The sequence below is a fragment of the Serratia sp. CY40230 genome (assembly GCF_052168835.1).
GTDB lineage: Bacteria > Pseudomonadota > Gammaproteobacteria > Enterobacterales > Enterobacteriaceae > Serratia > Serratia nematodiphila.
Genome location: NZ_JBJNLX010000001.1, coordinates 1,445,816 through 1,471,304 on the forward strand (window position 1 = coordinate 1,445,816; position 25,489 = coordinate 1,471,304).

The window sequence follows — 25,489 nt, forward strand, 5'->3', positions numbered from 1 at the left end:
GCGCCAGCCCGAGCACACCGATGGAAAGATAACTGACAATGGCACTGCTGATTACCAAGAAATGCATCAACTGCGACATGTGCGAGCCGGAATGCCCGAACCAGGCAATTTCGATGGGCGATGAGATCTACCAAATCGATACCGAGCGCTGCACCGAGTGCATTGGTCATTACGATACGCCAACCTGTCAGCAGGTCTGCCCCATCGACAACACCATCATTACCGATCCGCAGCATCGCGAGACTAATGAGCAGCTGTGGGATAAATTCGTGGTGTTGCACCACGCCGATCGCATTTAACCCGCCGCAGGACTGACAAGGGCGCCGCAGGGCGCCCTTTCTATTTTCAGCTTTCGACGATCACCGTCGCACAGGCATAGCGCCGTTCGTCGGCCAGCGAAACGTGGATCGCGGTGACCCCCATCTCCCCCGCCAGCTCGGCGGCGCGGCCGTGCAAACGAATATTCGGTTTGCCCAACGCATCGTTGAACACCTCGAACTGGTTGAACGCCAGGCCGTTGCGAATGCCGGTGCCGAACGCCTTGGCGGCGGCCTCTTTCACCGCGAAACGTTTGGCCAGAAAGCGAATCGGCTGCTGGTGCTGCTGATACAGCGCCCACTCGGCGTCGCTCAGCACGCGGCGCGCCAGACGATCGCCGCTGCGCTCCACCACCGCTTCGATACGCGCCATCTCGACGATGTCGGTACCCAGCCCGAGCACCGCCATTACCGGCGCGCTTCCCGCATCAGCACTTTCATGTCGGCAACCGCGGCCGGCAGCCCGCTCATCACCGCCTGGCCGATAATCGCATGGCCGATGTTCAGCTCGTGCATTTCCGGCAGCGCGGCGATCGGCTGCACGTTATGGTAGGTCAGGCCGTGGCCGGCGTTGACCTTCAGCCCCTTCTCGGCCGCGTAGGCGGCGGCGACCGCGATGCGGCGCAGCTCGGCCTGTACCGCCAGCTCGCCCTGCGCTTCCGCGTAGGCGCCGGTGTGGATTTCGATATAGGGGGCGCCCACCGCCACCGCCGCGTCAATCTGGCGATGATCGGGATCGATGAACAGCGAAACCAGAATGCCCGCCTGCGCCAGGCGCTCGACCGCCACGCTCATTTTGTCCAGCTGGCCGGCGACGTCCAGGCCGCCTTCGGTGGTCACTTCCTCGCGTTTTTCCGGCACCAGGCAGCAGAAATGCGGCTGCAGCTCAATGGCGATGTCCAGCATCTCGTCGGTCACCGCCATCTCCAGGTTCATGCGCGTCTGGATGGTCTGGCGCAGCAAGCGCACGTCGCGGTCGGTGATGTGGCGGCGATCTTCGCGCAGATGCACGGTAATGCCGTCGGCCCCCGCCTGTTCGGCAATGAATGCCGCCTGAACCGGATCCGGGTATTGGGTTCCGCGCGCGTTACGTAACGTGGCGATGTGATCGATATTGACGCCCAGCAGCAAATCAGCCATGACAACCTCTAAATACGATTTTCAGTGCCAGCAGTTTACACGCGGGCGCAGGGCGGCAAAAGGGGAAAAGGTCAGGCGTCGTCAACCGGCGTATTCGGCTGTTTGCGCACGAACTGGCGGAACAGTTCGCGGCTCTTCAACGGTTTGCCGCCGAGGTAGGGTTTCAGCGCCATGCGGGTGAAACGCTTGGCGGCGCGCAGCGTCTCGGCATCGGGAAACTGCCGCTCCGCCAGCGCGCGCAGTTCACGCCCGGTGAAGCTGTAGTGATCCACCACCAGGCTGGCGATAAAGCCTTTCTCTTCACGGTAACGGTAGGTCATGGCGTCATCCACCGGCAGGCCGCTGCCGGCGCAGTGCAGAAAATCGAGGCCGTAGCCGAGATGATGCAACAAGGCCAGCTCGAACTGGCGCAGCGCCTGTTCCGGTGAACTGTCTTCCGCCGCCAGCGCCTGCAGGCATTGCAAGTAGTCGAAGAACAGCACCGAGTAGTTGGTTTCCTGCTCCAGCACGCGCGCCAGCAGTTCGTTCACGTACAGGCCGCTGTAAAGCATCATGCCGCTGAGGGGTAAACCGAGAGAGACCGCTTCGGCGTTGCGCAGCGTTTTCACTTCGCCGCGGCCGCCCCAGCGCACTAACAGGGGGGTAAAGGGCTGCAGGCAACCCTTCAGATTGGAGCGGCGGCTGCGCGCGCCTTTCGCCAGCAAGCGCACCCGCCCATGACCTTCGGTAAACAGATCCAGCATCAGACTGGTTTCACTGTACGGCCGCCCATGCAGGACGAAAGCGCGCTCCCAGCCGTCCACGGATCGTTACTTCAGATCGTCAACATAGCCCAGGCTGCGCAGCGCACGTTCGTCGTCCGCCCAACCGGATTTCACTTTCACCCACAGCTCGAGATGCACTTTGGCGTCGAACATCTGTTCCATGTCCTGACGCGCTTCGATGCCGATGGTTTTGATCTTGGCGCCCTTGTTGCCGATGACCATTTTCTTCTGGCCTTCGCGCTCAACCAGGATCAGGCCGTGCACATCGTAGCCGCCGCGATCGTTAGCCACGAACTGTTCGATTTCCACCGTCACTGAGTACGGCAGCTCTTCGCCCAGGAAACGCATCAGCTTCTCGCGGATGATCTCGGACGCCATAAAGCGCTGGGAGCGATCGGTGATGTAGTCTTCCGGGAAGTGGTGTTCCGCTTCCGGCAGCAGCTTGCGCACGATGCCGGCGATGGTGTCGACGTTCATCCCTTTCTCGGCGGAGATAGGCACCACGTCGAGGAAATTCATCTGCTGGCTGAGGAACGCGATGTGCGGCAACAGCTTGGATTTGTCGGTAACGTTATCGACCTTGTTGATCGCCAGCAGTACCGGGCAGCGCAGGCTGCGCAGCTTGTTGACCACCATTTCGTCGTCGGCGGTCCAGTTGGTGCCTTCGACCACGAAGATCACCAGCTCAACGTCACCGATCGAGCTGCTGGCCGCGCGGTTCATCAAACGGTTGATGGCGCGTTTTTCTTCGATGTGCAGCCCTGGGGTATCGACGTAGATCGCCTGATAGGCGCCATCGGTGTCGATGCCCATGATGCGGTGACGGGTCGTCTGCGGCTTACGCGACGTAATGGAAACCTTCTGCCCCAGCAGTTGGTTCAGCAACGTCGATTTGCCCACGTTCGGGCGGCCGACGATGGCGATAAACCCGCAGTGTTGTTTTACTTCGCTCATTCAAGCTCCAGCTTTTTCAGCGCTTGTTCCGCTGCCGCCTGCTCGGCTTTACGGCGGCTCGAGCCGGTGCCCACCACGGGCTCGCTCAAACCACTCACCTGGCAGTGGATGGTAAACTCCTGGTCGTGCGCTTCACCGCGAACCTGCACCACCAAATAAGAAGGCAACGGCAGATGACGCCCCTGCAAAAATTCCTGCAAACGGGTTTTCGGGTCTTTCTGCTTATCACCGGGGCTGATTTCGTCCAACCGGCTGCGATACCAGTCCAAAATCAGACGCTCGACGGTCTGGATGTCGCTGTCCAGGAACACGCCGCCGATCAATGCCTCCACCGTATCCGCCAGGATTGACTCGCGGCGGAACCCACCACTTTTCAATTCGCCCGGCCCAAGCCGCAGACATTCGCCCAGGTCAAACTCGCGCGCCATCTCCGCCAGCGTGTTGCCGCGCACCAGCGTGGCGCGCATGCGGCTCATGTCGCCCTCGTCTACGCGAGGAAAACGGTGATAGAGCGCATTGGCGATGACAAAGCTCAGAATCGAGTCACCCAGAAACTCAAGACGTTCATTGTGTTTACTGCTGGCGCTGCGGTGAGTCAAAGCCTGCAGTAAAAGCTCCTGCTGTTGAAAAGTGTAGCCCAGCTTCCGCTGCAGCCTGTTTATTACGATGGGGTTCATGAGTTACCAATAGATCAAGAATGCGTCAAAAACTTGCAGCACACGGAACAGGCCTGCTTCGCCGAAAGCCGATCCAAAGCTGTTTCGTTTGCAGTGGCTCCCAGCAGGAGCCAACTTTTATCGCTCGAGAAGGTATTCTACAACGAGTGGAAACATAATGCTGTGTTTATATCCTCTTAATCTTTCACGCCGCAGTAGGCTGCGGCGTGAAATTGACAGGGAATAAATCAGCGATTAATGAATGCCGCCGATCCGGCTGAAACGCACGCCGGTAGGCCACTCGCCTTCCTGTTTTTCAAAGCTCATCCAGATGGCCGTGGCTTTGCCCACCAGATTCTTCTCCGGCACAAAGCCCCAGTAACGGCTGTCCGCGCTGTTGTCACGGTTGTCGCCCATCATGAAGTAATGCCCGGCCGGCACCACCCACTCCGCCAACGGTTTGCCCGGCTGTTGGTAGTAAGCGCCCACCCGATCCTGCGCGTCCGGCACGGTCAGGATGCGGTGCGTGACGTTGCCGAGGCTTTCCTGGCGCTCACGCATGCGAATGCCGCCCGACGGCACGTTATCGTTCAGCGGGATCTGGTAGAAGCCGTTGCTGGCCTCGCCCATGCCGCTGCGGCTGAACAGCTGCACGAAGTCGCTCGGCTGCGCATCGGCGTATGTCACGGCCAGCGCGGTATCACAGGACTGCCCGCTGTTGCAGGACGGCTGCACCGTGACGCGCTTATTCACCGGATCGTAAGTAATACGGTCGCCCGGCAGGCCAATCACGCGCTTGATATAATCCAGTTTCGGATCCAGCGGATATTTAAATACCGCAATATCACCACGCTTCGGATGGCCGGTTTCAATGAGCGTCGTCTGGGTAATCGGATCTTTAATGCCGTAGGCATATTTCTCCACCAGAATGAAATCGCCAATCAACAGCGTCGGCATCATTGAGCCGGACGGGATCTGGAACGGTTCGTAAATAAACGAACGCACCACAAACACCAGCAGCAACACCGGGAAGACCGATGCGCCGGTCTCCACCCAGCCTGGCTGCTTCGCCACTTTCGCCAGCGTTTTATCGTCTACGGCGCCCGCGGTCTGTGCGTTGACCGCCGCGATCTTCGCGCGGCGGGCCGGCGCCCATTTAAAGCGCTCGAAGCACCAGATGATCCCGGTGACCAGGGTGGCCAACGCCAGGATCAGGGCAAACATATTCGCCATGCAAACTCCCTCGTTTCGCGAACTCGTCGCGGTTACTTGCCGTCTTTACCGACGTGCAGAATGGCCAGGAACGCTTCCTGCGGCAGCTCGACGTTGCCGACCTGCTTCATGCGCTTCTTACCGTCTTTCTGTTTCTGCAGCAGCTTTTTCTTACGGCTGACGTCACCGCCGTAGCATTTCGCCAGCACGTTTTTACGCAGCTGCTTCACGGTGGAGCGCGCGATGATGTGCGTGCCGATCGCCGCCTGAATCGCGATGTCGAACTGCTGACGCGGGATCAGATCTTTCATCTTCTCCACCAATTCACGGCCGCGGTACTGCGAGTTGTCGCGGTGAGTGATCAGCGCCAGCGCATCCACGCGCTCGTTGTTGATCAGCACGTCCACGCGCACCATGTCGGAGGCCTGGAAGCGCTTGAAGTTGTAATCCAGCGACGCATAACCGCGCGACGTGGACTTCAGGCGGTCGAAGAAGTCGAGCACCACTTCCGCCATCGGGATTTCATAGGTCAGCGCCACCTGGTTGCCGTGGTAGACCATGTTGGTCTGCACGCCGCGCTTCTCAACGCACAGGGTGATGACGTTGCCCAGGTATTCCTGCGGCATCAGCATGTGACATTCGGCGATCGGCTCGCGCAGTTCCTGGATGTTGTTCAACGGCGGCAGCTTGGATGGGCTGTCGACGTAGATCACTTCCTTGCCGGTGGTTTCCACTTCATAGACTACCGTCGGCGCGGTGGTGATCAGATCCAGATCGTATTCACGCTCCAGACGCTCCTGAATGATCTCCATGTGCAGCAGACCGAGGAAGCCACAGCGGAAGCCGAAGCCCAACGCGGTGGAGCTTTCCGGTTCGTAGAACAGGGAGGCGTCGTTAAGGCTCAGCTTGCCCAGCGCATCGCGGAAAGATTCATAGTCGTCGGAGCTGATCGGGAACAGACCGGCGTACACCTGAGGCTTCACTTTCTTGAAGCCCGGCAACGCTTTATCCGCCGGCTGACGCGCCTGCGTCAGGGTATCGCCCACCGGCGCGCCGAGGATGTCTTTGATCGCACAGACCAGCCAGCCCACTTCGCCGCAGTTCAGCACGTCGCGATCGACCTGCTTCGGCGTGAAGATGCCCAAGCGATCGGCGTTATACACCTGGCCGGTGCTCATGACCTTGATCTTGTCGCCCTTGCGCAGCGTGCCGTTCTTGACGCGCACCAGAGACACGACGCCCAGATAGTTATCGAACCAGGAGTCGATGATCAGCGCCTGCAGCGGCGCATCCGGATCGCCCTGCGGCGGCGGGATGTCGCGCACCAGGCGCTCCAGCACGTCTGGCACGCCGACGCCGGTTTTGGCCGAGCAGCGCACGGCATCGGTGGCGTCGATGCCGACGATGTCTTCGATTTCCTGCGCGGCGCGATCCGGATCGGCGGCCGGCAGGTCGATTTTATTCAACACCGGCACCACTTCCAGATCCATTTCGATCGCGGTGTAGCAGTTGGCCAGCGTCTGGGCCTCTACGCCCTGGCCGGCGTCCACCACCAGCAGCGCGCCTTCGCAGGCCGCCAGCGAGCGGGAAACTTCATAGGAGAAGTCAACGTGGCCAGGGGTGTCGATAAAGTTAAGCTGATAGGTCTGCCCATCCTGCGCTTTATAATCCAGCGTCACGCTCTGCGCCTTGATGGTGATGCCGCGCTCGCGCTCCAGATCCATGGAATCGAGCACCTGCGCAGCCATTTCACGGTCGGTCAAGCCACCGCAGATTTGGATAATGCGGTCAGACAGCGTCGACTTACCGTGGTCAATATGGGCAATAATGGAGAAATTTCGTATATGCTTCATTATAAAAGTTTTTCTGCCTTGGTATTTCTGAATTACTCGCCTATAGAAACCCGCATGGACCTAAAGCGACAGTGAATGGGTGAGGCCGTCTTGCACCTGAATCGCTGCATTCTACATGCCACACCACTGAAAACCTAGCGATCGGTGCAGTGAAGGCATTCTATTATGCGCCGCTAAATGTTACAGGGCGCCCCGGCGGGTGAAAACAGATGTTAACGCGGACGATGCGGCCTGAACCCAAGGCTTGCCGGTGCTTCGTGGCCGTCAAACTTCGGCGCTAATACATAACCGGCCACAGCGCAATAAACCCTCTCCGAAATTATAAAAAAAGAATATTTGGATCAACCTCTTAGAATTCCATTTTGCCCCACTTCCTTTAGGAAAAACCCCATATACGCCACCACCGTCCCTCGGATAGAAAGGGCATGAGCTCCGCGACAAAACATTATTCAGGGCACTACATCGGCAGCCCACCGGGGTTCACCAGCATATCTGCGTACGTTGATTGGAAGGTGCATTATGATCGATAAAGGGCAAATGCTGAGCCGGCACGATTTTTCAAAGGTCAACTGGGGCATACTGGCGGCGGCGGCGCTGCTGTTTAGCGTGGGGGCGGCGCTGTTGGTGCTGCCGCTGCTGAGCAGCATTGACGAAAGCCAGGTCATCACGCTGTTGCAAGCCGGCGCGGGCACGATTTTACTCGGCTGTACGCTGCTGGCGCTGCGGCATTATCTGCGTCCGACGCTGACCTATCGTCTGTACGAGCACGGCGTGCGGGTCTTTGACAGCCACCATCACAAAGAGCGTTTCATCCCGTTTGAGAAGATCGGCGACATCTATCGCTTTCGCGGCGGCCAGGCTTTTGGCGGGCTGTTTGACGTTACGGCGTTCCGCGCCGGTGCAGATCAGCCCTGGTGCACGGTTTTCAGCAACGTTGCCCACTCGTGGCGATTGGCGGACGTGATCGTCGACCAACAGCTGCAGCAGCGCGGGCCGCTGGCGCTGAATGCGCTCTATCAGGGGGGAACGGTGTCGTTTCACACCATAGAGGGCGACGCGCGCTGGCTGTGGCAGTTGCTGCTCGGCAAGCAGCAAGGCACGCCGACCGAAACGCTGCGGCTGAGCGCCACCCTGCTGACGACGGAACGGGGAAACGTGCCTATCGAACAGATCCGCGCGTTGGAAAATCACCCGCAGCGCGGTATCCGCTTATTCGACGGCCAGGGACATGTGCTGTTCGCGATTAACTACGATTCGCTGCTCAGCGCCGATCTATTCATCGCGCTGTTGGAGCATATGATCCACAACCGCATCCCCGCCTATCACAACCCGGCGATGACGCGGCCATCGGTTTAAATCAGCGGGGAGTTTTCCGCCTGCATGCGCATCGCGGTAGGCGGCAACCCAATTTGCAGCACCACCGGCTGGTAATCGGCCTGCTCGCCCAGACGTCGGGCCAAGCGGCGAGCCAGCATAAAGGCCGCACCGCCGCCCAACACGGCGCCGACTGCCGCCGAGGCATCGCTGCCGAAACAATATTGCAGCAGCGTGCCGCCCAACATCATACCCAGCAGCGGCGTCAGGTAAACCAGCATGGCGGAACGCAGCAGGCTGCCTTCCGCGATGCCGACCTCGACGCGCTGCCCCGGTTCAAGCGGCTGATCGATATGTACCTGCAGCTGATGCTCGGTTTCCGGCACCAGCTCGTTCAGCGCACGCGCGCCACAGCCGGAGCGCGCGGTGCAGCTGCCGCAGCCGGCCTTGGGTTCACAGCGCAGCAGCGCTACGCCCTGTTGCCACGAAACCACCGTGGCCCACTCTTTCATCATTACGGCGATACCTTGAAAGAAATGCTGTCGGCGATGCGCTTGGCCGTCGCCGGCGGCAATTCGCCCACAATCGTGATTTCGTTGCCCGCGCGCACTTCGGTCTGAATGGTGCGGCGCCCCTGACGGTAGTACTGCTGCCCGGCGCCGCTGCCCGCCGGGCTGACGTTAACCGAGAAGCTGAACAGGCCGTCGCTGTAGAGCCGGGATTCCACCGGCACGGCGACGTTCGGCAATTTGCGGCGATTGCGCGCCACCTCGTCCACGCCGGCCGGCAGCCAGCCGGTGCTCCAGCTGAGCTGGACATTTTCCACCGCCGGCAGCGACAGCAGCGGCGGCAGGTTGGCTTTGAGCAGCCCCTGCATCGCGCCCTGCACCTCGGCACCGACCGCGAAGGAGATCACCCGGTATTGCTCCAGCGTTTCGCCGTCGCGATCGAGCAGATCTACCCGCAGCGGCAGCTTGGTGTCTTCGTCCATCCAGACGATGTAGCTGTAGCGGGAACCGTCGCGCGCCACCACGCGCAGCACTTCACACGGCCGATCGGCGATGCGGGTGCTGCCCACGGAGATGAAGTCGTAATACTTCGCCAGACGGGTGAAATCGGCATAAACGATCGCCGGCAGCGCATCGACGATGTGATCGCCGGTGAGCGTGAACGGCTCCAGACCGGGTTCGAAGTAGCTGATCCCGCCGCCGCGCTGCAACACTTCGCGGCGCGGGCCATCCATATGCAGCAGCTGACCGAGCGGCACGTTGCCGATCACCGCATGGCGATAGCGCAACGACTCGATTCCCTGCTTGCTGACGCTGATGTAGGCGAGCTCGTAATTGAGAGAACGGCTGGCGCTGCTCATCTGTTGCAATAACGCCCCGGACGCAGTTGGCTGCGCCGGGGCGATGCTGGAATAGAGCAGGCTGCCCGTCAATAAACAAACGGAGAACCAGATTTGCTTCATTACTGCTGTTGCATTCCTAAAGACTGAGTTCCGGGAACCTGAATGGCAGCCTGTTGCGGGTTGCCTTGCTCAAGCTGCAGCTGATCCGAATGCAGGCGACGTTGCAGTTCATAGTCCTGCAGCATGGCGTTGATACGCTTGCGCTGTTCCTGCACCTGCTGCTGTTGGCCGCTGCCGGTGGAGAAACTGTCGGCAGGAACGCCCAGGCTGACCGGCGAGGCCTGCCCCATGATCGGCAGCGTGGTGAAGGCCGGCGATTCGGACGCGTTCGATGTCGCAGAAGGCTGGTTGTAGTGCTGCACGCCGACGATCACCGCCAGCGACACGCAGGCCGCCATGCCGATTTGCGTAATCTGGCTCGCCCAAGGACGCACTTTGTCCCAGAACGGCATTCTCGGCCAGGTGTGAGGCTGCGGCTGAGATTCCTGAACGGCGGAAGGCACCAGCCGGGCGGGTTCTTTCTCAAGTGCAGCGGCGACGCGATCGGCGATGTCGAGATGCATCACTTGTCCGACATCACCTCGCAGTGTGTCACGTATCAGGTGATAGCTCTGCCAGCTTTGTTGAAGCGTTCGATCTTGCGACAGAGAACTCAACAGCTCGCTGTCGAACGATTCACCATCCATCAGAGCGGAAAGCTTTTCTTTCTGCATGCCTAAGTACCCTTCCTGTGCCCGCCATTGCTAACGCTGGATCAGCGGTTGAACTTTATTATCGATAGCTTCCCGGGCGCGGAAAATACGCGAACGTACGGTTCCGACCGGGCAATCCATGATGGCGGCTATTTCTTCGTAGCTTAGACCATCCAACTCCCGCAGGGTAATCGCCATGCGAAGATCCTCAGGGAGAGACTCAATGGTACGGAAAACTATCTGTCTCAGCTCTTCTGACAACATTAAGTTCTCAGGGTTCGAAATTTCTTTCAGTGCGCCCGCACTTTCGTAATTTTCCGCATCGTTGGCGTCCACATCACTGGATGGCGGACGGCGCCCCTGAGCAACCAGATAATTCTTTGCCGTGTTCACGGCGATTCGATACAACCAGGTATAAAAAGCGCTGTCGCCACGGAACGATTCCAGTGCGCGATAGGCCTTGATAAACGACTCCTGCACCACATCGGGCACATCGCCCTGCGGCACATAGCGGGAAACGAGACTCGCCACCTTATGCTGATAGCGCACTACCAGTAGGTTAAACGACTTCTGGTCGCCCTTTTGGACCCGCTCGACCAGAACTTGATCCGTTAACTGCTCGCTCATCCGAGGTAAACTCTCCCCAAATCCGTCTCCACGCGTAAAATTGTACTGCCAGCCATACATTATTTTCCTGAGCAAGCACTCGCTTGGAGTTCATATAGAACACGAAGTTCCATATCGCCATTGTTTTTTCTGTTGATGTCACCCTATCCGTGGCTTTTGCCCGGACAGTTAGGCTAACATGAAATTCACTCTTCTTCTGCACACATCATACGTTATGCAACCATCATCTGAACATGTTAGCGATGTACTGATCGTCGGCAGCGGCGCTGCGGGCCTGTCACTGGCGCTGCGCCTGGCGCAGCATTGCAAGGTTACCGTTCTCAGCAAGGGGCCGCTCAGCGAGGGAGCCACCTTTTACGCCCAGGGCGGGATCGCCGCGGTGTTCGATGAGACGGACAGCATTGCCTCACACGTTGATGACACTTTGATTGCCGGCGCCGGCCTGTGCGACAAAGAGGCCGTCGAATTCATCGCCGGCAACGCGCGCCACTGCGTGCAATGGCTGATCGATCAGGGCGTGCTGTTCGACACCGAGGTCAACGCGCAGGGCGAGGCGCATTATCACCTCACGCGCGAAGGCGGCCACAGCCATCGCCGCATCCTGCACGCCGCAGACGCTACCGGTAAGGAAGTAGAGACCACGCTGGTAGGGAAAGCAAGCGCTCACCCCAATATTTGCGTGATGGAACGCCGCAACGCGGTCGACCTTATTACCTCGAACAAAATCGGCCTGCCTGGCACCCGCCGCGTAGTGGGCGCTTACGTCTGGAACCGCGAACTGGAGCGGGTGGAAACCTACCGCGCCAAAACGGTGGTGCTGGCCACCGGCGGCGCGGCCAAGGTATACCAATACACCACCAACCCGGACATCTCCTCCGGCGACGGCATCGCCATGGCCTGGCGCGCCGGCTGCCGGGTCGCCAACCTGGAGTTCAACCAGTTCCACCCGACCTGCCTGTTCCACCCGCAGGCGCGCAACTTCCTGCTGACCGAAGCGCTGCGCGGCGAAGGCGCCTACCTGAAACGTCCGGACGGCAGCCGCTTTATGCCGGATTTCGACCCGCGCGGCGAACTGGCCCCGCGCGATATCGTCGCCCGCGCCATCGACCATGAAATGAAGCGCCTGGGCGCCGACTGCATGTACCTGGACATCAGCCACAAGCCGGCGGCGTTCATCACCCAGCACTTCCCGATGATCCACGAAAAGCTGCTGACGCTGGGCTTCGATCTGACCCGGCAACCGATCCCTATCGTCCCGGCGGCACACTACACCTGCGGCGGCGTGATGGTCGATCAGCACGGCCGCACCGATCTCGACGGGCTGTACGCCATCGGCGAGGTCAGCTACACCGGCCTGCACGGCGCCAATCGCATGGCGTCGAATTCGCTGCTGGAGTGCCTGGTTTACGGTTGGTCGGCGGCGGAAGACATTCTGCAGCGCCTGCCGTTCATCCAGCAGGCCAAACAGGTGCCGCACTGGGATGAAAGCCGGGTGGACGATGCGGACGAACGGGTGGTGATCCAGCACAACTGGCACGAGCTGCGGCTGTTCATGTGGGATTACGTCGGCATCGTGCGCACCACCAAGCGCCTTGAGCGCGCCCTGCGCCGCATCAATACGCTGCAGGCGGAAATCGACGAGTACTACGCTCACTTCCGCATCTCCAACAACCTGCTGGAGCTGCGCAATCTGGTGCAGGTGGCCGAGCTTATCGTGCGCAGCGCCATGGCGCGCAAAGAGAGCCGCGGCCTGCACTACACGCTGGACTACCCGGATTTGCTGCCGGAAGCGCTGCCGACCATTTTGCAGCCTTAAACCATGCAACAGGGCGCCTTATCGGCGCCCTTTTCCTTTCAGTAGAACAGATAGAAGTCGGCGATCAAGCGGCGGAAATCGTCGGTATAGCTGCCGTCGGCCTGTTTGATCGCCAGCGCCTGCTCCCGCAGCGGCGTTTCCTTACGCATCAGCGCCAGCAGCACCCGGTGCCGCGGCGTATCGGCCCGATCGCTGACGTTCACTTTCGCCGCCGTGTGCCAGCCGCTTTGCTGCGCCAGGCGTTCAAATTCGGCGCCGATGTCATGCGGCAGCACCACGCAGAACGTTCCTTGCTCCACCAGCAGCTGCGCCGCGCAGGCCAACAGCGCGTCGTGCGTTAAGGTTTCGGTGTAGCGCGCGTTGTGGCGCGCCTGATCGCGGCAGGCCACCGCCGGCTCAAAATAAGGCGGATTGCTGACGATCAGATCATACTCAGCGGCATGCTGCTGCGCATAATGGTGAATATCCTGCGCATGCACGCGGATGCGCTGCGGCCACGGCGATTCCGCCACGTTTTCGCGCGCCTGGCCGGCGGCGGCTTCGTCCAGTTCCACCGCGTCGACGGTCACCTCGTCGCCGCTGCGCTGCGCCAGCATCAGCGCGATCAGCCCGCTGCCGCTGCCGATGTCCAGCACCCGGCGCGCCTGCCCCACCGGCGCCCAGGCGCCGAGCAACACCCCGTCGGTGCCCACTTTCATGGCGCAACGATCGTGGGCGACAAAGAATTGTTTAAAGGTAAATCCCCCGCGGCGCGGGGTAAAATCGGCTTTCGATCGCTTGCTCACACTCACCACCTGGCTATAAAACTGGCGTAGCATAAGGCAATCTGATCGGCGGGAAAAGAGCGGCTTTCCGCTTAAATAGGTGAAGATCGCGGCCAACCCGTCTATAATCGGCGCCCCAAGTAGAGGTAGACCATGACAGCAACCACTTTTTCCGAACTCGAACTCGATGATCGCCTGATCGACGCGCTGCGCGACAAAGGCTACGATCGCCCCACCGCCATTCAGGCCGCTGCGATCCCGCCGGCGATGGACGGGCGCGACGTCTTAGGTTCGGCTCCGACCGGCACCGGCAAAACCGCCGCCTTCCTGCTGCCCGTGTTGCAGCACCTGCTGGACTTTCCACGCAAGAAATCCGGCCCGCCGCGCGTGCTGATCCTGACGCCAACGCGTGAACTGGCGATGCAGGTCGCCGACCAGGCGCGTGAATTGGCTGCTCATACCTCGCTGGATATCGCCACCATCACCGGCGGCGTCGCTTACATGAACCACGCGGAAGTGTTCAGCGAAAACCAGGACGTGGTGGTCGCCACCACCGGCCGCTTGCTGCAATACATTAAAGAAGAGAACTTCGACTGCCGCGCGGTGGAAACCCTGATCCTCGACGAAGCCGACCGCATGCTCGATATGGGCTTCGCGCAGGACATCGAAACCATCTCCGCCGAAACCCGCTGGCGCAACCAAACGCTGCTGTTCTCCGCCACGCTCGAAGGCGAAGCGATCCGCGAATTCGCCGAACGCATCCTGAAAGAGCCGGTGGAAGTGGAAGCCGATCCGTCGCGCCGCGAACGCAAGAAGATCCTGCAGTGGTACTACCGCGCCGATGACGTGCAGCACAAAACCGCGCTGCTGATCCACCTGCTGAAACAGCCGGACGTGCAGAAATCGGTGATCTTCGTGCGCAAACGCGAGCGCGTGCACGAGCTGGCCACCTGGCTGCGCGAAGCGGGCATCAACACCTGCTATCTCGAAGGCGAAATGGTGCAGGCCAAACGCAACGAAGCGGTCAAACGCATGATGGATGGCCGGGTTAACGTGCTGGTGGCCACCGACGTTGCCGCGCGCGGCCTGGATATCCTCGATATCACCCACGTATTCAACTTCGACATGCCACGCACGGCGGATACCTACCTGCACCGTATCGGCCGTACCGGCCGCGCCGGGCGCAAAGGCACCGCCATTTCGCTGGTGGAAGCGCACGATCATCTGCTGCTGGGCAAAGTGGGCCGTTACCTGAACGAACCGCTGAAAGCGCGCGTGATCGACGAACTGCGGCCGAAAACCAAGGTGCCAAACGAGAAGAGCAACGGTAAACCGTCGAAGAAAGTGCTGGCCAAACGCGCGGAAGAAAAAGCGAAAAGCAAAGAAAAAGCCAACAAGGTGAAAGTGCGCCATCGCGACGCCAAAAACGTCGGCAAACGCCGTCAGGCGAAGGCCAAACCGGCCGGCGACGCGCAATAACCACCGCTGCCTAAGAAAAAACCGCCTTTACAGGCGGTTTTTTTATGGGCGTTTACTGCTGCGCGTAATGCGTGGCCAGGCGGTGCCCCTGCAGCCATTTATCCAGCTCGCGGAACTGCGCCTTCAGCTCGTCATTCTGCAAATGCGCCGGCGTTTGCGAGAAATAAAACTGGAACGCAAAACCCTGCTGATTGCGCGCCCGGGCATCGGCCCCGGCCTGCAACAGCAACAGCGCCAGATGCGGCGCATTAATCTTCGCCGCCAGATGCAGCGGGGTATCCCCCAGCCGATCGCTCAGGGTGGTGTCCGCCCCGGCCGCCAGCAGCAGCCGCAGTTGCTCCTCACGCCCGGCCAGCACCGCCGCCGCAAGCGGTGTGGCGCCGGTAACGGCATTGCGCACGTTCACCTGCTTAACCTTGGCCAGCAGCAACCGCAGGTACTGCGCATCGTGCAATATCGCTGCGGTGTGCAGCGCACTGTTGCCGTCCAGCCCCGCCGCCGCCGCATCGGCGCCGAGATCCAGCAACGCCTGCACGCTGGCCGGCTGCTGAGAAAGCACAGCCCACTGCAACAGCGTGACCTGCCGATCGCCCCGTTCGCGCAAACGATCCTGCGTAGCCTGCGTATGGATACCCTGCGTATCGCCGCGCGCCACCGCCTGAGCCAGCGCCAGATTGCTGCGGCCGTCAAACGGTGAAATCTCCTGCCCCATCTGTTGCTCCTTAGCCATCATCAGTAAACCGCTCACCGCGACCAGCGCCAGTAAGGCTATCGCCAGCGCCCGCCGCAAGCGACGCCCTTCAGGCATTGGCCTTCGCCTCCCACGGCTTTTGTTCCGCCATCGAGCTTATCACCTTGTCGATGCCGTGCGCCGTCAGGCTGCGATCCAGATGCTTGCTCGGCCGCCAGTCATCGATGCCGGTCAGGGTATCGTTGTTGGCCAAGGTGATGTTATGGCCGATGGCGTCCGGGATCAGCGAGGTCGACTCCTGGGTGCTGGTCAGCATGTCATATTGCTCGCTGTAACGACGGATGCCGCCGGCTTCGGCATCTTTCTTCGCCGCCGCCGGATCGATACCCAGGCGATTCAGCGTGTAATCCGAAACCCCAGCCGCGTTGAAGGTGACCGCGACGGTACCGGTCGCCAGCGCAGCCGTGGCCGCCAGGCCACCGCCAAGCGAATGACCGGCGATCACCAGCGCATCGCCAAAGGCCGCCTTGGCGCTTTTGGCAGCGGCAACCGCCTGATTGTACTGCACATCGTCATAGCCCGTCGCCTGCCGCACGTTGCTCAGCCAGTCGCGCCAGTCGTTGGTGCCGGCGAACGCCAACACATACTGCTTGTCGTTGCTGTAAACCCCGGCCTGGAAACCGCTGCCCGCGTCGTGCAGGCTGGCGGGATCGATGCCGAAACCGAGCAGCGCGCTGTCGCTCAGACGGTTGAACCCGGCGGCGCCCTGGCCGTTCAGCGAGTAAACGTCCTTGGCCAACAGCGCCAACGCATAATCGCCCTCTTGCGATTGCTGCCCCCGGGTCACGCCCGGCACAACCGCCGTCGGCGCCGCTGCGGAGAGATCGCCGACCAACGTATTCAACAGATTCTGCGCATTGAGCGTGTTCTGAGAGGGGGTGGCCACCGGCGCGGGACTTGCCGGCGCGGCTGCGGGCTGCGCCGCCGGTGCCGTCTCGGCGATGGCGCGAGGTGTAGGGATCGCGGCCACCGGAGATACTGCAGAGGTAAAACTTAAAGGCATACTCATGCCGACTCCTTGTCGATAGACTTTTTATTGAGCACCTGAATAGGTACTGACTTAGCTATCGGCAGGTCGGATGAGTTCTGTATCAGGAATGCTTAACTTTGTGCAAATTGTGATCCACGTTTGGTTTTCGGCCGCCAAACGCAAAAAGGGAGCCGAAGCTCCCTGATTGACTGCGCCGCCGATTACAGGCTTTCGGTAAAGGTGCGGGCGATAACGTCGCGCTGCTGTTCCGGCGTCAGGGAATTGAAACGCACCGCATAGCCGGACACGCGGATGGTCAGCTGCGGGTATTTTTCCGGATGCTTGACCGCGTCTTCCAGGGTTTCACGGCGCAGCACGTTGACGTTCAGGTGCTGGCCACCTTCTACGCGCACGGTCGGCTGCATTTCCAGCGGCACTTCACGGTATTCGATCTGGCCCAGATCGCTCACCGCGACAACCTGATCTTCCGCGTAGTTAGCCTTGGCGCACACGCAGCGAGCTTCCGCTTTTTCATCGTCCAGCAGCCAGAAAGAATTCACCAGCGCCTGGTCGTTCGCTTTGGTAATTTGAATACCGGTAATCATTATGTTGCCTCCGTACAAGGGCGTAAAAATTCACGTCGTGAGAAAACCCAATTCTGGTTTCGGCCATTTGGTAAAACCATTGTTGTCTTGTTGTTCTGTATACCAGCCTGACCGGGCCAGTTCTTTGATTAAAGTCAATTTTTACCGGGTAGGCACAGGGCGTTAAGGGGCAAATTTATGTTTTATATCAATTTTCCCGTCGCGCTAAAAAACAATTATTTTTGTAAATTTTCAAAAATAATTGCATTACAAACGGCGGCGAGAAATGAAAAGCGGGTTTCGCTGCGCGTGCCGACACGGTAAGCTATAGCCTATGATTTGCTAAAGAAAACAAAGGAGAGCGTTTATGGCCACCTCCCTCACCTGGCATGACGTGATCGGCAAAGAGAAAGAGCAGCCCTATTTTGTTGAAACGCTCGCCTTTGTTGCCGCTGAGCGCCAAGCCGGTAAGACCATTTATCCACCGCAGAAGGACGTGTTCAACGCTTTCCGCTATACCGAGCTGGCGGACGTCAAGGTCGTCATCCTCGGCCAGGATCCCTACCACGGCCCCAACCAGGCGCACGGCCTCTCTTTCTCGGTACGCCCCGGCGTGCCGGCGCCGCCGTCGCTGGTGAACATGTATAAAGAGCTGGCGACCGACATTCCCGGCTTCGAACGCCCGGATCACGGCTACCTGCAAAGCTGGGCCGAACAGGGGGTGCTGCTGCTCAACACCGTACTGACGGTGGAAGGCGGCCGCGCGCACTCGCACGCCAATTTGGGCTGGGAAACCTTTACCGATAAAGTGATCGCCGCCCTGAACGAGAACCGCGAAGGCGTGGTGTTCCTGCTGTGGGGCTCGCACGCGCAGAAGAAAGGCAACTTTATCGACCGCAACCGCCACCATGTGCTGAAAGCGCCACACCCGTCGCCGCTTTCCGCCCACCGCGGTTTCCTCGGCTGCCGCCACTTCTCGCAGGCCAATCAGCTGCTGGAGCAGCAAGGGCTCACGCCGATCGACTGGATGCCGCGCCTGCCGCAGGCGTAGCCCAGAGACAAAAAAGGCACCCTTGGGTGCCTTTCTTTATATCGTTGCCGGGGCGATTACGCCTTGGCCTTGGAGACCGCGACCATCGCCGGGCGCAGCAGGCGGCCGTTCAGCGTATAACCTTTCTGCATCACCATCATCACGTGGTTCGGCTGGTGATCGGCGGATTCCATCATGCTCATCGCCTGATGCACTTCCGGGTTGAACGGCACGTTGACGTCGCCGACGATTTCGATGCCGTACTTGCGCACCACGTCCAGCAGCGATTTCAGCGTCAGCTCGATGCCTTCGATCATCGCGGCCAGTTCCGGATTGTTTTTATCCGCCAGATCCAGCGCGCGCTCCAGGTTGTCGATCACCGGCAGCAGATCGCCAGAGAATTTCTCCAGGGCGAACTTGTGCGCTTTCTCGACGTCCAGTTCGGCGCGGCGACGGATGTTTTCCGCTTCCGCTTTGGCGCGCAGCAGGCTGTCGCGCTCTTGCTGCTGAGCTTCCGCCAGTTGGGCTTCCAGTTCGGCGATACGCGCATCGCGCAGATCGACGCCTTCCGCCGCTTCCGGCAGCGTATCCTCGTGATGAGCGTGTTGTTCCATTTCTTCTGAGACTTGCTCGTTTGGCGTCTTCTGTTCTTTACTACTCATGAATATCTCCGCGTTTTAGCATTAATCTCGCAACTTGGCTTATTATGGGGATCAAAACCGGGGTTTCAAGTCAACCGGTCACAATGTGGGGCATAAACGGGTCCCGGTGAGGAAAATCACAGCAAATGAATAAAAAATTCGCCTGTATTGGCATTGTTGGCCACCCGCGTCACCCTTCAGCGCTGGCAACCCACGAGATGCTGTTCCACTGGCTGGTCGCCCGCGGCTATTCGGTGATGGTCGAACGCCAAATCGCCCATGATTTGGGGCTGAAAGACGCCGTGACCGGCAGCCTGGCGGATATCGGCCAGCGGGCCGACCTGGCGGTGGTGGTCGGCGGCGACGGCAACATGCTCGGCGCCGCGCGCGTGCTGGCGCGCTACGACATCAAGGTGATCGGAGTCAACCGCGGCAACCTCGGCTTCCTTACCGATCTCGATCCCGACAACGCTCTGCAGCAGCTGGCGGACGTACTGGAAGGCGAGTATATCGACGAACAGCGTTTCCTGTTGGAAACCATCGTGCATAAAGAGCACCAGCAGTGCCGCATCAGCACCGCCATCAACGAAGTGGTGCTGCACCCCGGCAAAGTGGCGCACATGATCGAATTCGAGGTGTACATCGACGATCGCTTCGCCTTTTCACAGCGCTCCGACGGCCTGATCATCGCCACGCCGACCGGCTCCACCGCCTACTCGCTCTCCGCCGGCGGGCCGATCCTCACCCCGTCGCTGGAGGCGATCGCGCTGGTGCCGATGTTCCCGCATACCCTCTCCGCCCGGCCGCTGGTGATCAACGGCGACAGCACCATCCGCCTGAAGTTTTCGCAGATCGGCAGCGATCTGGAGATCAGCTGCGACAGCCAGATCGCGCTGCCGATCCAGGAAGGCGAAGAAGTGCTGATCCGCCGCAGCAACTTCCATCTGAACCTGATTCACCCGAAGGACTACAGCTATTTCAACACGTTAAGCACCAAGTTGGGCTGGTCGAAAAAATTGTTCTAAAATCTGCGCCGGCCACTTTACTGTATATAAAACCAGTTTATACTGTATGAAACTACAGTTATGTGTTTATACACAGGAAGGTTCCCATGCTGGCGCAATTAACCATCAGCAACTTTGCTATCGTTCGTGAGTTGGAAATCGATTTTCAACCGGGCATGACGGCGATCACCGGTGAAACCGGCGCCGGCAAATCCATCGCTATCGATGCGCTGGGGCTGTGCCTCGGCAACCGCGCCGACGGCAACGTGGTGCGCCTGGGAGCCGCCCGCGCCGATATCTGCGCCCGCTTCTCGCTGGCGGACACCCCGTCCGCGCGCGAATGGCTGGAGCAGAACCAGCTGGACGACAGCAACGAATGCCTGCTGCGGCGGGTGATCAACGCCGACGGCCGTTCGCGCGGCTTTATCAACGGCACCGCCGTGCCGCTGTCGCAGCTGCGCGAGCTGGGGCAACGCCTGATTCAAATCCACGGTCAACACGCCCATCAGCTGCTGCTCAAGCCGGAGCACCAAAAAGCGCTGCTCGACGCCTACGCCGACGAGCCCGCCCTGCTGGCGGCGATGAGCCAGGCCTACCAGCGCTGGCACCAGAGCTGCCGCGAACTGGCGCACCATCAGCAGCAGTCCATCGAACGCGAAGCGCGCAAGCAACTGCTGCAATACCAATTGAAAGAGCTGAACGAATTCGCGCCGCAGGCCGGCGAGTTCGAGCAGACCGACGCCGAGTACAAGCGCCTGGCCAACAGCGGCCAGCTGCTGACCCTCAGCCAGCAAGCGTTGCAGCTGCTGGCCGACAGCGACGAGAACAACATGCTCAGCCAGCTTTACAGCGCCAAACACCTGCTGCTTGAACTGGCCGGGCTGGACGATAAGCTCAGCGGCCTGCTGGACATGCTGGAAGAGGCCTCTATCCAGATCAGCGAAGCCAGCGACGAGCTGCGCCATTACGCCGATCGCATGGATCTCGATCCCAATCGCCTGCACGAGCTGGAGCAACGCCTGTCGCGTCAAATCAGCCTGGCGCGCAAACACCAGGTCGCGCCGGAAGAGCTGCCTCAGCTGCATCAGCAGTTGCTGGATGAACAGCAGCTGCTGTCTCAGCAGGAAAGCGACCATGAGCATCTGAACGAGGCGGTCACCCTGCATCATCAGCAGGCGCTGGCGCTGGCGGAGCAGCTGCATCAGAAACGCCTGCACTACGCCGCCGAGCTGACCACGCTCATCACCGACAGCATGCAGGCGCTCTCCATGCCGCACGGCAAGTTCAACATCGACGTGCGCTTCGAACCGCAGCACCTGAGCGCCGAAGGGGCCAGCCGCACCGAGTTCTGCGTCTCCACCAACCCGGGGCAGCCGCTGCAGCCGCTGGCGAAGGTCGCCTCCGGCGGCGAGCTGTCGCGCATCGCGCTGGCCATTCAGGTGATCACCGCCCGCAAGATGGAAACCCCGGCGCTGATCTTCGATGAGGTGGACGTGGGCATCAGCGGCCCGACCGCCGCCATCGTCGGCCGTCTGCTGCGCCAGCTCGGCGAATCCACCCAGGTGATGTGCGTCACCCACCTGCCGCAGGTGGCCGGATGCGGGCATCAGCACCTGTTCGTCAGCAAGCAGACCGACGGCACGGTCACCGAAACCCAGATGGCGCCGCTGGATAAACGCGCCCGGCTGCAGGAGTTGGCGCGCCTGCTCGGCGGCAGCGAAGTCACCCGCAATACGTTGGCGAACGCCAAAGAACTGCTGGCCGCATAAAAAAGCTCAACTTTTTCACTTTCCTGCGGTCTGACAGTGACGCTGTTGGCCCGAGAAATATCTAAAGTGCGGCGCGGCGGTGATCCAAAGCCATCTCAACAGCCTGAAAAAGGCCAAGCGCTTGAGGTGCTAAAGGAAAGCCAATGCGTCGCAACGTGAAAGATGAAGGGTATAAAGGTTTCCAACTGCCGCAAGGTCTATTATCATCGGCATCCTATGCCCTAAAGGAATGTGATTACTATGCGCTGTAAAACGCTGACTGCCGCCGCTGTAGTTCTTGTGATGCTGACTGCAGGCTGTTCTACTTTTGAAAAGGTGGTTTATCGTCCTGACATCAACCAGGGGAACTACCTGACGTCGACCGACGTGGCGAAAATTCAGAAAGGGATGACCCAACAACAGGTCGCTTACACATTGGGCACCCCAATGCTGCAAGACCCGTTCGGAACGCAAACGTGGTTCTATGTATTCCGTCAGCAACCTGGCCATGAAGATATCACCCAGCAAACGCTGACGCTGACCTTCGACAGCGCAGGCGTGTTGACCGATATCCAGAACAAACCGGCGCTGACCAAGTAATCGGTGCCGCCCGCTCTTCCGGCCCATGAGGGGGCATGATGTTCCTCATGACAGTCGCAGGCTGCAACGCGGAAGAAAAAGTCAGCTTCAGATAAAAAAATAAGGCGCTATAAGCGCCTTATTTTTTTGCCTTTTCTGCCCGTTGCCGGCGCAGTTCTTTCGGATCGGCTATCAAGGGCCGGTAGATCTCCACCCGGTCGCCGTCGTTCAGCGTATCGCCCAGCTTGGCCGGGCGGCTGTAGATGCCGATTTTGTTGCTTTTAAGATCGATATCCTGGCGCAGCTCCAACAGGCCCGAAGCCTGGATCGCCTGCTCGACGCTGCTGCCCTCGGCCAGCTTCACCTTGCGCAGGTACTGCCGCTCCGGCAAGGCGTACACCACCTCGACCTGGATGTCAGACACTGTAGACCTCTTTCGCCCGCTGGGTGAATGCCTGCACCATGCTGCCCGCCAGCTCTTTAAACACCTTGCCGAACGCCAGCTCAATCAGTTTGTTGGTGAACTCGAAGTCCAGGTGCAGCTCCACCTTGCAGGCCTCTTCGCTCAGCGGTGTGAACTGCCAACCGCCCATCAGCTTGCGGAACGGGCCATCGACCAGCTGCATATTGATGCTCTGGTTATCCAGCAGCGTATTGCGCGTGGTGAAGGTCTTGCTGATACCGGCCTTGGCGACGTCCACCGCGGCGGTCATCTCGTTGGAGGTAGCGTTAAGCACCCGGCTGCCGGTGCAGCCTGGCAGAAAATCGGGGTAAGAATGAACATCGTTAACCAACTGATACATCTGCTCGGCGCTGAACGGCACTAATGCAGACCGACTGATCTGGGGCATATCATTTCCTGTAAGACATAAAACGTACAGATAATATCATTTATCTGGCGGCAAACAAAAAATCTGCTACGGGATGAGGGCACCAAAAATGCGAAAAATTGCGCAGGTGCTGAACGGGAAAGGATTTCTTTCGCTGAAGCATCCAGTATAATGAACGCACTATGACAAAGAAAAAAGCACACAAACCCGGTTCCGCCACCATTGCCCAAAACAAGCGCGCGCGTTTTGAATACTTCATTGAAGAAGAGTTCGAGGCGGGCCTGTCGCTGCAAGGGTGGGAAGTTAAATCGCTGCGTGCCGGCAAAGCCAACCTCAGCGACAGCTACGTGACGTTCCGTGACGGTGAAGCCTATCTGTTTGGCGCCTCCATCACCCCGCTCAACGTGGCTTCGTCGCATGTGGTGTGCGATCCGACGCGTACCCGTAAACTGCTGCTGAACCGACGCGAGCTGGACACCCTGCTCGGCCGCGTCAACCGCGACGGTTACACCGTGGTGGCCTTGTCCCTGTATTGGAAAAATGCCTGGAGCAAGATCAAGATCGGCGTAGCCAAAGGCAAGAAAGAGCACGACAAACGCGATGACATCAAAGATCGCGAATGGCAGACGGCGAAAGCCCGTATCATGAAGCACGCCAATCGTTAAGCCGCTGGCTTATCGAGGTAAACTTCTGGTATACTGCACAAAGTTACTTGGGGCTGATTCTGGATTCGACGGGATTTGCGAAGCCCTAGGAGCATGCCGAGGGGCGGTTGGCCTCGTAAAAAGCCGCAAAAAAATAGTCGCAAACGACGAAAACTACGCTTTAGCAGCTTAATACCCTGCTTAGAGCCCTCTCTCCCTAGCCTCCGCTCTTAGGACGGGGATCAAGAGAGGTCAAACCCAAAAGAGATCGCGTGGACGTCCTGCCTGGGGCCGAAGCGTTAAACTCAATCAGGCTAGTCTGTCAGTAGCGTGTCCATCCGCAGCTGGCCGGCGAATGTAAAGATTGGACTAAGCATGTAGTGCCGACGGTGTAGTAATTTCGGACGCGGGTTCAACTCCCGCCAGCTCCACCAAATACGTCGCCAGTGAACCAGATAGACCCGGCGATAATAGCGAAAAAGCCCACAACTTCGGTTGCGGGCTTTTTTGTTTTTGTCACATTCAGGGGGAACCCCCTTGGCACGGGTTCCCCCGGGCCGATGCAGGCTAGTGATCCAGATAAAGGTAGTGCAGCCAGCTGGTCATGCGCAGCAGCACTTTGCGCATCACGGAGACGTGTTCGAAGTGGCCGGTGTAAACCGCCGCCTGGGCGCTCACGCCGTCGGGCAGATGATCCAGATCCGGGTTGGCTGCCAGATCGATCATTACGTACACCCCTTCCCGCCCTGGCGTGGCGCTCAGGCCCTGCAGTGCGCCGCTGGCCTGGTAGCTGCCGTCCGGTATCGCCGGCAACACCCGGCTCACGGTGCCGCCATAAACCTGTCCCGGCAAGCCGTTAAACACCACCTCAGCCTGATCCCCCTGCGCCAAGCGCAAGATGGCGTTCTGGCGGAATACCGCCACCACCTGGCGCTTTTGCTGCGGGATAAAGATCATCACCGGTTTGAACGGCAAGCGCACCGCCGCCGTGCCCGGCCGCGCCAGCACCTGCGTGACATAGCCATCGCTCGGCGCACGCACCACCGTTTGTTCCAGGTTGTAACGCGCTTCGGCTATTTGCGATTTCAGGCTGGCTATCGTGGCGTCTTCGCCGTCATAGCGTCCGGACAACCGAGCCTGTTCCTGTTGGAACTGGGCTTTCGCCGCCTGCAGCGCGGCGGATTGCGCCTGGTACTGCTGCTGCGCATGGCTGACGTCCTGCTCCGAGAATGGGTTGACCGGCATGGCCGCCCCTTTCGCGTAGCGCTGGTAATCCTTGCGGGCACGATCATACTCCGCGTTCGCCCGCTGCACGTTGGCGGCGGACTCGCTGAGCGCCGCCCGACGCATTCTGATCTCCGCCTCCGCCCCGGCCAGATCCGCCTCCAGCCTGGTGAGCCGCGCGCGGTAGCGGCTGTCGTCGAGCCGGAACAGCACCTCGCCTTTGCGCAGCAGCACGTTGGTTTTCTCCGTCACTTCAACGATCATGCCCGAGACCTGCGGCACCATCGGCACCGACACGGCAATTTTCTGCGCCCGATCGCTGTACGGATGGTTGTAGTTCATCGTCAGAATCAAAGCGCCGACGATAACGATCCCGCCGAGTACGGCGGTCGGCACGGTCCATTTGTTGACCGGAATGCGGAACAGTTTAAATACGCCGTAGCTCAGCGCCACGTAGCTGAGAATAATGAGCAAATCCATAGGCT

General features: G+C 59.8%; 28 protein-coding genes and 1 other RNA gene. 10 read left to right on the forward strand and 19 right to left on the reverse strand.

Annotated elements, in window-relative coordinates; all coding sequences use genetic code 11:
* The first annotated feature begins 38 nt into the window (after window positions 1-38).
* Entirely contained in the window at window positions 39-299 is a 261-nt protein-coding gene (locus ACJ8IJ_RS06780; RefSeq protein ID WP_049186770.1) for a YfhL family 4Fe-4S dicluster ferredoxin, read from the forward strand.
* A gap of 46 nt (window positions 300-345) precedes the next feature.
* On the opposite strand, the gene acpS is transcribed toward ACJ8IJ_RS06780, so the two are convergent.
* From acpS to lepA, 7 genes are all read right to left on the reverse strand, one after another.
* Entirely contained in the window at window positions 346-726 is a 381-nt protein-coding gene (acpS, locus tag ACJ8IJ_RS06785) for a holo-ACP synthase (protein ID WP_004929169.1), read from the reverse strand.
* A complete protein-coding gene (pdxJ, locus tag ACJ8IJ_RS06790) occupies window positions 726-1,457 on the reverse strand; it encodes a pyridoxine 5'-phosphate synthase (protein WP_016929790.1) in 732 nt (243 codons plus the stop codon). Before pdxJ ends, acpS begins: the two co-directional genes overlap by 1 nt.
* Before the next feature lie 71 nt (window positions 1,458-1,528).
* Entirely contained in the window at window positions 1,529-2,260 is a 732-nt protein-coding gene (gene recO, locus ACJ8IJ_RS06795; RefSeq protein ID WP_004929165.1) for a DNA repair protein RecO, read from the reverse strand.
* 6 nt (window positions 2,261-2,266) lie between these two features.
* Complete coding sequence (gene era, locus ACJ8IJ_RS06800) at window positions 2,267-3,175, reverse strand: GTPase Era (RefSeq protein WP_004929162.1); 909 nt, start codon at window positions 3,173-3,175, stop codon at window positions 2,267-2,269.
* Complete coding sequence (gene rnc / locus ACJ8IJ_RS06805) at window positions 3,172-3,852, reverse strand: ribonuclease III (RefSeq protein WP_004929158.1); 681 nt, start codon at window positions 3,850-3,852, stop codon at window positions 3,172-3,174. The genes era and rnc overlap by 4 nt, the downstream gene beginning before the upstream one ends.
* A gap of 234 nt (window positions 3,853-4,086) precedes the next feature.
* A complete protein-coding gene (lepB, locus tag ACJ8IJ_RS06810) occupies window positions 4,087-5,064 on the reverse strand; it encodes a signal peptidase I (RefSeq protein WP_004929153.1) in 978 nt (325 codons plus the stop codon).
* Window positions 5,065-5,096: 32 nt separating this feature from the next.
* Window positions 5,097-6,896: a translation elongation factor 4 gene (gene lepA, locus ACJ8IJ_RS06815; protein WP_004929150.1), complete on the reverse strand. Its 1,800-nt coding sequence runs from the start codon at window positions 6,894-6,896 to the stop codon at window positions 5,097-5,099.
* A 519-nt stretch (window positions 6,897-7,415) separates the two neighbouring features.
* On the opposite strand from lepA, the gene ACJ8IJ_RS06820 reads away from it, so the two are divergent.
* Complete coding sequence (locus ACJ8IJ_RS06820) at window positions 7,416-8,252, forward strand: hypothetical protein (protein WP_004929146.1); 837 nt, start codon at window positions 7,416-7,418, stop codon at window positions 8,250-8,252.
* Here the strand turns inward: ACJ8IJ_RS06820 and rseC are convergent.
* The 4 genes from rseC to rpoE are packed head-to-tail and all read right to left on the reverse strand — an operon-like array spanning window position 8,249 to window position 10,940.
* Window positions 8,249-8,725: a SoxR-reducing system protein RseC gene (gene rseC / locus ACJ8IJ_RS06825; protein WP_004929144.1), complete on the reverse strand. Its 477-nt coding sequence runs from the start codon at window positions 8,723-8,725 to the stop codon at window positions 8,249-8,251. The genes ACJ8IJ_RS06820 and rseC overlap by 4 nt on opposite strands.
* Entirely contained in the window at window positions 8,725-9,681 is a 957-nt protein-coding gene (gene rseB / locus ACJ8IJ_RS06830; RefSeq protein ID WP_004929141.1) for a sigma-E factor regulatory protein RseB, read from the reverse strand. Before rseB ends, rseC begins: the two co-directional genes overlap by 1 nt.
* Window positions 9,681-10,334 carry an anti-sigma-E factor RseA gene (rseA, locus tag ACJ8IJ_RS06835; RefSeq protein WP_004929138.1) on the reverse strand — a complete coding sequence of 218 codons (654 nt, stop codon included), beginning with the start codon at window positions 10,332-10,334 and terminating at the stop codon, window positions 9,681-9,683. Before rseA ends, rseB begins: the two co-directional genes overlap by 1 nt.
* A gap of 30 nt (window positions 10,335-10,364) precedes the next feature.
* Complete coding sequence (rpoE, locus tag ACJ8IJ_RS06840; RefSeq protein ID WP_004929136.1) at window positions 10,365-10,940, reverse strand: RNA polymerase sigma factor RpoE; 576 nt, start codon at window positions 10,938-10,940, stop codon at window positions 10,365-10,367.
* Between the two features lie 214 nt (window positions 10,941-11,154).
* Between rpoE and nadB the strand changes: the two genes are divergently transcribed.
* Entirely contained in the window at window positions 11,155-12,756 is a 1,602-nt protein-coding gene (nadB, locus tag ACJ8IJ_RS06845; RefSeq protein WP_004929128.1) for an L-aspartate oxidase, read from the forward strand.
* Between the two features lie 38 nt (window positions 12,757-12,794).
* On the opposite strand, the gene trmN is transcribed toward nadB, so the two are convergent.
* Complete coding sequence (gene trmN, locus ACJ8IJ_RS06850; protein ID WP_442518379.1) at window positions 12,795-13,541, reverse strand: tRNA(1)(Val) (adenine(37)-N(6))-methyltransferase TrmN; 747 nt, start codon at window positions 13,539-13,541, stop codon at window positions 12,795-12,797.
* A 132-nt stretch (window positions 13,542-13,673) separates the two neighbouring features.
* Here trmN and srmB point away from each other — a divergent pair, with 132 nt between their 5' ends.
* Window positions 13,674-14,999, forward strand: a complete 1,326-nt coding sequence (gene srmB / locus ACJ8IJ_RS06855; protein ID WP_015378813.1) for an ATP-dependent RNA helicase SrmB — start codon at window positions 13,674-13,676, stop codon at window positions 14,997-14,999.
* A 52-nt stretch (window positions 15,000-15,051) separates the two neighbouring features.
* Here the strand turns inward: srmB and ACJ8IJ_RS06860 are convergent, their stop codons facing one another.
* The 3 genes from ACJ8IJ_RS06860 to grcA form a co-directional block, all read right to left on the reverse strand.
* Window positions 15,052-15,807 carry an ankyrin repeat domain-containing protein gene (locus ACJ8IJ_RS06860; RefSeq protein WP_442518380.1) on the reverse strand — a complete coding sequence of 252 codons (756 nt, stop codon included), beginning with the start codon at window positions 15,805-15,807 and terminating at the stop codon, window positions 15,052-15,054.
* On the reverse strand, window positions 15,800-16,759 hold the full coding sequence (locus ACJ8IJ_RS06865) for a phospholipase (RefSeq protein WP_442518381.1): 960 nt from the start codon (window positions 16,757-16,759) through the stop codon (window positions 15,800-15,802). The genes ACJ8IJ_RS06860 and ACJ8IJ_RS06865 overlap by 8 nt, the downstream gene beginning before the upstream one ends.
* A 182-nt stretch (window positions 16,760-16,941) precedes the next feature.
* The gene (gene grcA, locus ACJ8IJ_RS06870; RefSeq protein ID WP_004929114.1) at window positions 16,942-17,325 is read right to left on the reverse strand and encodes an autonomous glycyl radical cofactor GrcA; all 384 of its coding nucleotides are present in this window, start codon (window positions 17,323-17,325) and stop codon (window positions 16,942-16,944) included.
* 346 nt (window positions 17,326-17,671) lie between these two features.
* Here grcA and ung point away from each other — a divergent pair, with 346 nt between their 5' ends.
* Window positions 17,672-18,355 carry a uracil-DNA glycosylase gene (gene ung / locus ACJ8IJ_RS06875; protein ID WP_033635636.1) on the forward strand — a complete coding sequence of 228 codons (684 nt, stop codon included), beginning with the start codon at window positions 17,672-17,674 and terminating at the stop codon, window positions 18,353-18,355.
* A gap of 56 nt (window positions 18,356-18,411) precedes the next feature.
* Here the strand turns inward: ung and grpE are convergent, their stop codons facing one another.
* A complete protein-coding gene (gene grpE, locus ACJ8IJ_RS06880; RefSeq protein WP_016929801.1) occupies window positions 18,412-18,996 on the reverse strand; it encodes a nucleotide exchange factor GrpE in 585 nt (194 codons plus the stop codon).
* A 125-nt stretch (window positions 18,997-19,121) separates the two neighbouring features.
* Between grpE and nadK the strand changes: the two genes are divergently transcribed.
* The 3 genes from nadK (at window position 19,122) to bamE (ending at window position 22,327) form a co-directional block, all read left to right on the forward strand.
* Window positions 19,122-20,000 (forward strand): NAD(+) kinase, encoded by an 879-nt coding sequence (gene nadK / locus ACJ8IJ_RS06885; RefSeq protein WP_004929107.1) that lies wholly within the window; start codon window positions 19,122-19,124, stop codon window positions 19,998-20,000.
* A gap of 86 nt (window positions 20,001-20,086) precedes the next feature.
* A complete protein-coding gene (recN, locus tag ACJ8IJ_RS06890) occupies window positions 20,087-21,748 on the forward strand; it encodes a DNA repair protein RecN (RefSeq protein WP_033635637.1) in 1,662 nt (553 codons plus the stop codon).
* A 240-nt stretch (window positions 21,749-21,988) separates the two neighbouring features.
* Window positions 21,989-22,327 (forward strand): outer membrane protein assembly factor BamE, encoded by a 339-nt coding sequence (gene bamE, locus ACJ8IJ_RS06895; protein ID WP_004929101.1) that lies wholly within the window; start codon window positions 21,989-21,991, stop codon window positions 22,325-22,327.
* A 118-nt stretch (window positions 22,328-22,445) separates the two neighbouring features.
* Here bamE and ACJ8IJ_RS06900 read toward each other — a convergent pair whose 3' ends face one another.
* Window positions 22,446-22,730 (reverse strand): RnfH family protein, encoded by a 285-nt coding sequence (locus ACJ8IJ_RS06900; RefSeq protein WP_004929098.1) that lies wholly within the window; start codon window positions 22,728-22,730, stop codon window positions 22,446-22,448.
* The gene (locus tag ACJ8IJ_RS06905) at window positions 22,723-23,157 is read right to left on the reverse strand and encodes a type II toxin-antitoxin system RatA family toxin (protein WP_004929096.1); all 435 of its coding nucleotides are present in this window, start codon (window positions 23,155-23,157) and stop codon (window positions 22,723-22,725) included. The genes ACJ8IJ_RS06900 and ACJ8IJ_RS06905 overlap by 8 nt, the downstream gene beginning before the upstream one ends.
* Before the next feature lie 161 nt (window positions 23,158-23,318).
* Between ACJ8IJ_RS06905 and smpB the strand changes: the two genes are divergently transcribed.
* Complete coding sequence (gene smpB / locus ACJ8IJ_RS06910; RefSeq protein WP_280631278.1) at window positions 23,319-23,801, forward strand: SsrA-binding protein SmpB; 483 nt, start codon at window positions 23,319-23,321, stop codon at window positions 23,799-23,801.
* A 49-nt stretch (window positions 23,802-23,850) separates the two neighbouring features.
* Window positions 23,851-24,214, forward strand: a transfer-messenger RNA (tmRNA) gene (ssrA, locus tag ACJ8IJ_RS06915).
* A gap of 133 nt (window positions 24,215-24,347) precedes the next feature.
* Here ssrA and ACJ8IJ_RS06920 read toward each other — a convergent pair.
* Window positions 24,348-25,484, reverse strand: a complete 1,137-nt coding sequence (locus ACJ8IJ_RS06920) for an HlyD family secretion protein (protein ID WP_131165094.1) — start codon at window positions 25,482-25,484, stop codon at window positions 24,348-24,350.
* Window positions 25,485-25,489: the final 5 nt, after the last annotated feature.